Genomic DNA, 7,608 nt, shown 5'->3' with positions numbered 1-7,608 from the left:
CCTCAATCAGAGGTTCCCAGATCGTCCATGTCTCGTCCGTAAAGGTGCCTGTTCTGTCTCCTTCTTCCATCCCTACAATATGGGAAGAAATTCAAGATCTAACAGGCCCTAATGCTATCGAAATCAATGTGTCGTGTGTAAATGCGAACTGAGATGGTTCCGAGAACGGAATATTCCGGTTTTTATCGGCCTCAGCGCTCAATATTAGGAGTGTCACGTTGTATATCGCTCATATGACATTGCTCACCGCATCAACCGAAAAATCGTTAACACACAAAATCTAAGAAGATTGTTAGCACCTATGAATTTGGCGGCAGTCATATATGTGAGCAGCGCCGGTTCATCCTGTGTATTCGCTGCAACGGATTGTTTTTCTGTCGATATAAAATCGTGCAGGATACCTCGTGATATCTTGCGCACCAAAAGCCACTCAAAAGAGGCGCTGCATAAGGAGCACGCACGGTTTGCATGGCAGGATTTTATTGCCCTCAACAAGTCGAGTGATGATTCGGTCGCGATAAGCTGAAAGAATGAGGGAGAACGGATGCTGGAAGAGGGGGCGGGCGGATGTCTGTGAATGCGTCGGCCGCTGTCTGTGTCCTGTTGGCGGGACTCCTGGCTGTTCCGCAGGGTGGTTCCGCCTCCGCTGAAGGTCTTTGTTCCGTGCATCCGGGCGGTCCGGCGACGCTAATTCGCGCGATCATTCTGGAGGACCGGCCACAGCCCCGGCGAGCGGACGTGCTGGTCGATGCTGAAGGCCACATCGCCTGTGTGGGGAGCGGATGCGGCCTGCGGGCGCCAGGGGCGCAGGTGCTGGACTGCCCGGAGGCAGTACTGTCCGCCGGTTTTATCAACCCGCATGATCATCTGAATTTCACGGGCGTTCCACCTGTTCCCGATACGGGCGAACGCTTCATTCACAGGCATGAATGGCGCGAGGGGCTGGATGGGCACACGAAACTTTCGCGCGCCGTGGCGACAAAGGATGGTGAAATCCTTGCCTGGGGCGAATTGCGGCAACTGATCAGTGGCGTCACGTCGATGGCCGGCGGGGGCAGTGCTGCAGGGCTTGTGAGGAATCTTGACATTGCGGCGGGAATGGAAGGTCTCGCTCTCAGACCGGTCGTCTATCGCGTCTTTCCGCTTGATGACGAGTCGGGGATCATGCGTGTTCATGACTGCAACTACGGTCCTCACCCGGCGGGCCTGTCGGAGGTGGGTTCTTCGGAGGCGTTCCTCGCCCATGTCGCGGAAGGGACCGGCGCTGCGGCAAGGAACGAGTTCCGTTGCCTGAGTTCCGGCAGCTATGACCGTTCGCCCCAACCGGACGGCGGGGGCACCAGCCGGGATGTTATTGCTCCACAAATGACGGTTTTGCATGGTCTGGGGCTCGGCAGGAAAGACCTCGTTCTGCTGAAGGCCAGAGGGGCGACCATCGTCTGGTCGCCCCGCAGCAATCTGGCGCTTTATGGCCGCACTCTGGATGTGAAGACGGCGAAGGCGCTCGGTGTTCCGCTCGCCATCGGCACGGACTGGCTTCCTTCCGGGTCAATGAACATGAGCCGGGAATTCGCATGCGCGCGCTGGTATAGCCGGGCTCACCTGAAGGGAGTGGTGTCTGACCGGGATCTCTGGCGCATGGCGACGCTGGGGGGTGCGCGGGCGGTTCATGCTGAAGGACTACTTGGGGCTGTTGCTGCCGGACATGAGGCCGATCTTGTCCTGTTCGCCCCCCACGGGCGTGATCCTTTTGCGGCGGCGGCCGAAAACGGCCCGGATCGCGTGCTGATGGTCATGCGGGGTGGCAAATTCCTGTATGGCGACAGCGCCCTTGCCTCCGGACTGGACTTGCGTGATTGCGAGCCGCTTATGGTCGGTGACGTAGCGAAAGCATTATGCATCCGTGATGACCAGCCTTTTGCCTTTGTCCGATTGCAGGCTGACCTGGCGCATAAGGGCATCTACCCACTGGTCGCAGACGGTACGCCGCCCAATGAGCCACCCTGTGAGACATTGGAAGAGACGAGGAAACGGTTTTCGAAGGTCGGCAGACAGACAAGCGTGCGGTGAGTTGGTGGTGACCCCTTGGTGTCCTTGAGATAGTTGGTGATGGACGGTCGTCGCTTAACTACGGCATCCTTGATGTGTCGGGGCCGCTTATACTACCGCTTCCAGTGAATGTGGAAATTGGTGATTGCATGTCCCCGCAATACCTGATCCCGACACTCCCGAAGCTCTGGCTCCGGGAGTGTTTGCGTTTTTGGCCCCTGATCGCGAGAAGTGGAGAAATCCAGCAGTTTTCCAAGCCTGCCATGCAACGCGGCGTGCATTTCCCCAAGTCCGTTGCCGGGGATGAGCACGATCTTCTCGATCAGCGCGAGGGTGGCCTCGGAGGCTTCCTGCCGGTCCTCGGGATGGTTCAGGGTTTCCGTCAGCCGCCCGACAGTTTGGTCGTCAATCCACCACGTGAACGACCGATGGCGGCAGCTTCAGCCTCCCTTTTGCGCCGGTCGCATCGGCGTGGACCTTCGAAATGGTGCTGTCGATCATGACGTATTCAAAGTCCGGCGTGCCAGCCACGGCATGGAGAAGCCTCTCCGATACCCCCGCATGAGACCACCGGTGAAAGCATGCATGAAATCCCGTCCATTTGCCGAAATCTTCCGGAAAATCGCGCCATTTTGCCGCATTGCCAGCTATCCACAGGATCGCATCGACAAAAATCCGGTTGTCCAGCACTGAGTAAAGTTTAAAAGATTTTTCCAGAGCAAAAGCATCTCGTCTGACAAAAACGTTATATAATATAACGTTTTTATGTATTTCTGTTTTCAGACTTTTCGGTTTCCTCTTCCGTTCAGATGCCCGCTTATACCTGTGACGCAAACACTACAGGCGGCAAAAATGTTGCGCAGGCGGTCAGATTTTAATTGAATAGCCGGATTGCCTGTAAGTAGAGAATGACATCGCGTCATTTCGGTCAGGCAATTGTCTTCCATGCTCAATCGTACCTGTTTCAGCATCCTTCTTACCTCGACAGCTCTCGCGAGCTGTTTTGATGTAGCCCAGGCGGCCACCCGCAAACATCATGCGCCGGTTCGTCAGGCCACGGCATCCGCCGCGCCTCAAAAAGCGGCTGTGACCGCCTCCGCTCCGCCGGCGCGCCCCGCTCCGACCCATATGGAAGCCAAAGGGGAAGAAACTGTTGCCGTCACCGGTCGCAGCGCCCGCACGCGCACCCCGGGCGGCGGTCTGCTGCGCCGTGAAACTGCGACAAAGGCAATCCAGACCGTCAGTCACGAATTCATCGCCAAACAGTCGCCGACCACCAACATTCAGCAACTGATGGCCATGATGCCCAGCGCCAACGTCTCTAACCAGGACCCATATGGTATCTATTCCGGCCAGATGACCGTACGCGGTATGGATCAGACGCAGATAGGCTGGCTCCTTGACGGCATGCCGCTCAACGATATCGGCGGCGGACAGTTCTACGCCAACGAAGTGCTGGAAGCTGAAGATCTGGAATCCGTTTCTCTCCAGCCAGGCTCGGTCAATCTCGACAGCCCGACCGTCAATGCATCCGGCGGTCTGACCTCAGCCACCATGAGTGATCCCACGCACAAAGCCGGCGGCCTGATCGACGTTTCATTCGGTTCGTTCGACACGCATCGTCAGTTCCTTCGCCTGAACTCCGGCGATATCGGAAACTCTGGTGTCCGCGCCATGTTTGCTTTCAGCCACACAGACGGCAACACATGGCGTGGTCCGGGACAGTTTGAGAAATTCCACTATGATTTCAAAATGGTGAAGGATTTCGATAACGGCAGCCACACAGGTCTGACGGTCTCATACAATCACCAGATCAACGATTCGATGCTGAATCCCAACCTGACGCAGTACCGCGCCACGGGCTACAGCACGAATTACGCCGCCAGCTGGATCAACCAGGCAAACGGAAAAGCTAACAGCGCCAATACCAATTATTACAAGCTGCATGTCAATCCGTTCCAGAACGTCATCGCTGTGCTACCTTCGCATATTGTGCTGACACCGAAACTGTCGATCGATGATTCAATCTATTTCTGGTACGGTGCCGGCAACGGAACAGGTGCCTCCTCCCTCACCGAAGGCAATACCTATATGGGAAATCAGCCGGTCGCTGTTGATGTCAATGGGGATGGGAAGGTCACGCCGGGCACCTCCGCTATTGTTCTGGCGCCATCTAATCAGCAGCAGTTCCGGCCCGGAAATACCATCAAACTGAATTTCGATCCGGACAAACATCACCATATCGAACTCGGCTGGTGGTACGAATACTCCAATCTGGATCAGTATTCTCCTCTCGCTTACGTCAACCAGACCACAGGCCAGCCACTTAACATATGGGGCACAAAGGACGTCCTGAAAACAACGGACGGACAGCTCTACCGTGCCCGCGACTTCCTTACCCTGACACAGGTTAACATGATCTTCATCGGTGATACCATGAAGTATTTCAATGACCGCCTGCGTGTCGATGTCGGGTTCAAAGAAGCAATGGTCACACGACGCACCTATGATTACTCGCCGGGCACAGAGTATAATCGTAATCTGCACAGCGCCGAGCCCCTGCCGCAATTTGGTGCAAGCTGGACCTTCAACAAACATCACCAGGTCTATGTGAGCGCCGCGACAAACTTCCGTATGCCCAGCAACACCTCTCTGGTAGATTATTACAGCACTTCCGGCGCCGTGACCCAGAAAGGCGGCAGCACTAAACCGGAATACTCAATTTCGGAGGAACTCGGCTATCGCTATACTGGCGACTGGGTGAGCGCCAGTGTCTCGTTCTTCAACTACAACTTCACCAACCGTCTTGTTTCCCAGAGCTATTATGACGGCGCCGGCGGCGCATCCTACGGTACAACCATCAATGCTGGTGGCCAGACCACGCGGGGTGTGGATGTGCAGGTTGCCGCGACGAGGCCGCTTCTCGGCGGCCTGCGTCCCTATGCAACTTTCGAGTATCTGCATAGCACCATCGACAACAACATCGCCGCGACAGGTAACCTCAACGGTCAGACGATCAACGATTACCTGCCGACCAAAGGCAAGGAAGCCATTCGTGCGCCGAAAGTTATGGCCGGCCTGGGTCTCGATTACGATACGGGGCGCTGGTTCATCGCTGCCGACCTCAAATATGTCGGCCAGCAATACGCGACCTTCATGAACGACAACAAGATCCCACAATACATCACCAATTCCATCAATATGGGCTACCGCTTTCCACGCTGGGGATTCCTCAAGGCACCGCAGATTCAGCTGAATATGTCGAACATGACCAATGCCAAATTCCGCAATGGTGTTTACAGTACAGCCAATAATGCGAACCCTGTGAAAGGGATCTATGGCAGTACGATTTCGGGATCCAGCCCGTCCTATTATCTCCAGCCTCCCTTCACGGCGATCGTAACGGTTTCCACAACTTTCTGATCGTTTAACTCCGACAAACCTTCTCTCCCGAAAACGGAGAAGGTTTGTCTGTTCAGATCATAAATCAGGCTTCCTTACCTCCGGCCCGCGTAATCACCTGGAGGGTTCGAAAGACCCCTGTTCTGGCTTTTTCAGCCACAACAATATCAATGAGGGATGATTTTAAACTGATCGGAAAAAAGGGTTTTTCGAACCTTCTAATTAACTGGCCCTGAGTCCGGATCGTGGCACTGCAGGCGGTACACTGGCCATACCTTCTTTTTTATTATAGCAATTGAATTACCCCCCGCTTTCCGGAATTTTCAGCATGACGAGGCCCGTTCAGCCAGGCGACCCGGCACCGGTTTTTATACAGGCCTGCACAAATCAGCATGGCCGTTACAGCTTCGATATGGCGGGTGGGTACGACAATCTCCTGGTTTTTTTTACGCCTGAGCAGGAGCAGGTCGTTTCACAGACACTTGCATTATTTCGTGAATTACTCCGGGATAGGGAAGGCGGAAGATGCCGGGTGTTCTGCGTAATGCTGCAGGCAGATTATGTTCCGGCGGCTCTGGTCGCACTGTCGGATGTGATCCTCATAGATGAAGACAGAAAAGTACGGGAACTGTATGGCTTCAGTGCGGGTCAATGTGCTCTTGTTCTGGTTGACCCGTTACTACGTGTCCGGGACATTGTAACGCCGGAAATCCCAGATGCTGCGTTCCGTCTGATCAGGGGGCTGAATCCAGTCGGATGTCAGGATGATCGTCCCGTGCCGGCATTGATTCTGGACCGGGTACTGGAGTCGGACGTGTGTGCGGCACTAATCCGCTATTTCCATGCACAACCTGCCATTTCCTCTCCGGTTCTGACGCAGACCCCGTATGGCAGACCGATGGCCGCCACGGATCGTTCTTTTAAAAGACGGTTCGACAGGCCGCTGAAAAACCGGGCGCTGGTCGGCGTGCTTCAGGATCGGATTATCCGGCGTGTGGTGCCGGAGATCGGCAAGGTCTTCCAGTGCGTGGTGACCGGGATGGACCGGATGCTGGTGGCCTGTTACGATTCATCGGATCAGGGATGCTTCGGGGCGCATCGAGATAATACGATAAACGGAGCCAGACATAGGCTATTTGCGATTTCTTTGAATCTAAATGATGATTTTGAAGGCGGAGATCTGTGGTTTCCGGAGTTTTCCACCCGGGGATTCAAACCGTCGGCAGGAGGGGCAGTGATCTTTTCCTGTGCGCTGTTGCATGCAGTGCGCCCGGTGACGCAGGGCCGACGTTATGCGTGTCTGCCGTTCGTCTTTAACGAGGCGTCCAGAGAGCATGCGGCTCGACAGGACGCACAATGAATGGCTCCGGACAGAAAGAAAGCGTCGGCCTTCCTGACTTTTAAAGACGCAATAGTATATGATTTTAAACGAAGCACCGCGTAGTGCTTCAAAAACTATGGGCCTGCAGCAGGATGTTTAGTCCCGGGGTTTGATGGGTTGGATTGATGATGAATCTTTCTGGTTCTGACGTCCAGATCCTGCAGATGTATTCACAGGGTGTGAGGCCCTTGAGGGTCCTGAGCCCCTTCCCGCGCTTTGATCTGCTGAAACTGAACCAGTATCTGCAGGTCGGAATCCAGCTCTCGCGCGGATGCCCGTTCAGCTGCGAATTCTGCGACATCATCGAACTGTACGGCCGCGTGCCACGCACCAAAACAAATGAACAGGTCCTGGCCGAACTGGATGCCCTCTACGCGCTCGGCTATCGCGGTCAACAACTGAACTCGAAGCCGAGACATCACAACCTTTATCGATGCACATAACGAAAATCCCCGGCCGTATCGGTGGGTTAAAGCAGCCGACCATATCTTCGCCTCGGTGAAACGCTTGTGTCACAAGACAATGAACGGAACTTCAGATTCGGGTGAATAGGGTCATAATGAGGTTTTAAACTTGCAACCTTTCATCATTATCTCAGTTTGGCTGATGAGCCTGCCGTGACGACGGGGCTGTGCCATTCCGGAAATAAACATGGGCACGAGGGCTAGGGCCTGTTAGATCTTGAATTTCTTCCCATATTGTAGGGATGGAAGAAGGAGACAGAACAGGCACCTTTACGGACGAGACATGGACGATCTGGGAACCTCTGATTGAGG

General features: G+C 54.9%; 3 protein-coding genes and 2 pseudogenes. 4 read left to right on the top strand and 1 reads right to left on the bottom strand.

Going from position 1 to position 7,608, the window contains the following annotated elements; all coding sequences use genetic code 11:
- Window positions 1-567 precede the first annotated feature (567 nt).
- Window positions 568-2,070 (top strand): amidohydrolase family protein, encoded by a 1,503-nt coding sequence (locus GOB93_RS20280; protein WP_173585198.1) that lies wholly within the window; start codon window positions 568-570, stop codon window positions 2,068-2,070.
- 373 nt (window positions 2,071-2,443) lie between these two features.
- Here GOB93_RS20280 and GOB93_RS20275 read toward each other — a convergent pair.
- A pseudogene (locus tag GOB93_RS20275) lies at window positions 2,444-2,742 on the bottom strand (transposase); the annotation flags it as partial.
- 252 nt (window positions 2,743-2,994) lie between these two features.
- Here GOB93_RS20275 and GOB93_RS20270 point away from each other — a divergent pair.
- The 3 genes and pseudogenes from GOB93_RS20270 to GOB93_RS20260 form a co-directional block, all read left to right on the top strand.
- A complete protein-coding gene (locus tag GOB93_RS20270) occupies window positions 2,995-5,472 on the top strand; it encodes a TonB-dependent receptor (protein WP_173585197.1) in 2,478 nt (825 codons plus the stop codon).
- Window positions 5,473-5,779: 307 nt separating this feature from the next.
- Window positions 5,780-6,811: a 2OG-Fe(II) oxygenase gene (locus GOB93_RS20265; protein WP_173585196.1), complete on the top strand. Its 1,032-nt coding sequence runs from the start codon at window positions 5,780-5,782 to the stop codon at window positions 6,809-6,811.
- Window positions 6,812-7,032: 221 nt separating this feature from the next.
- A pseudogene (locus tag GOB93_RS20260) lies at window positions 7,033-7,224 on the top strand (B12-binding domain-containing radical SAM protein); the annotation flags it as partial.
- Between the last annotated feature and the right edge of the window lie 384 nt (window positions 7,225-7,608).

This window comes from Acetobacter musti, from assembly GCF_011516835.1.
Classification (GTDB): domain Bacteria; phylum Pseudomonadota; class Alphaproteobacteria; order Acetobacterales; family Acetobacteraceae; genus Acetobacter; species Acetobacter musti.
This window is presented reverse-complemented; position numbering and strand designations above follow the sequence as displayed.

Coding starts and splice junctions, on each gene's coding strand:
- GOB93_RS20280 (WP_173585198.1), top strand. CDS start 568: ATGTCTGTGAATGCGTCGGCCGCTGTCTGTGTCCTGTTGGCGGGACTC.
- GOB93_RS20265 (WP_173585196.1), top strand. CDS start 5,780: ATGACGAGGCCCGTTCAGCCAGGCGACCCGGCACCGGTTTTTATACAG.
- GOB93_RS20270 (WP_173585197.1), top strand. CDS start 2,995: ATGCTCAATCGTACCTGTTTCAGCATCCTTCTTACCTCGACAGCTCTC.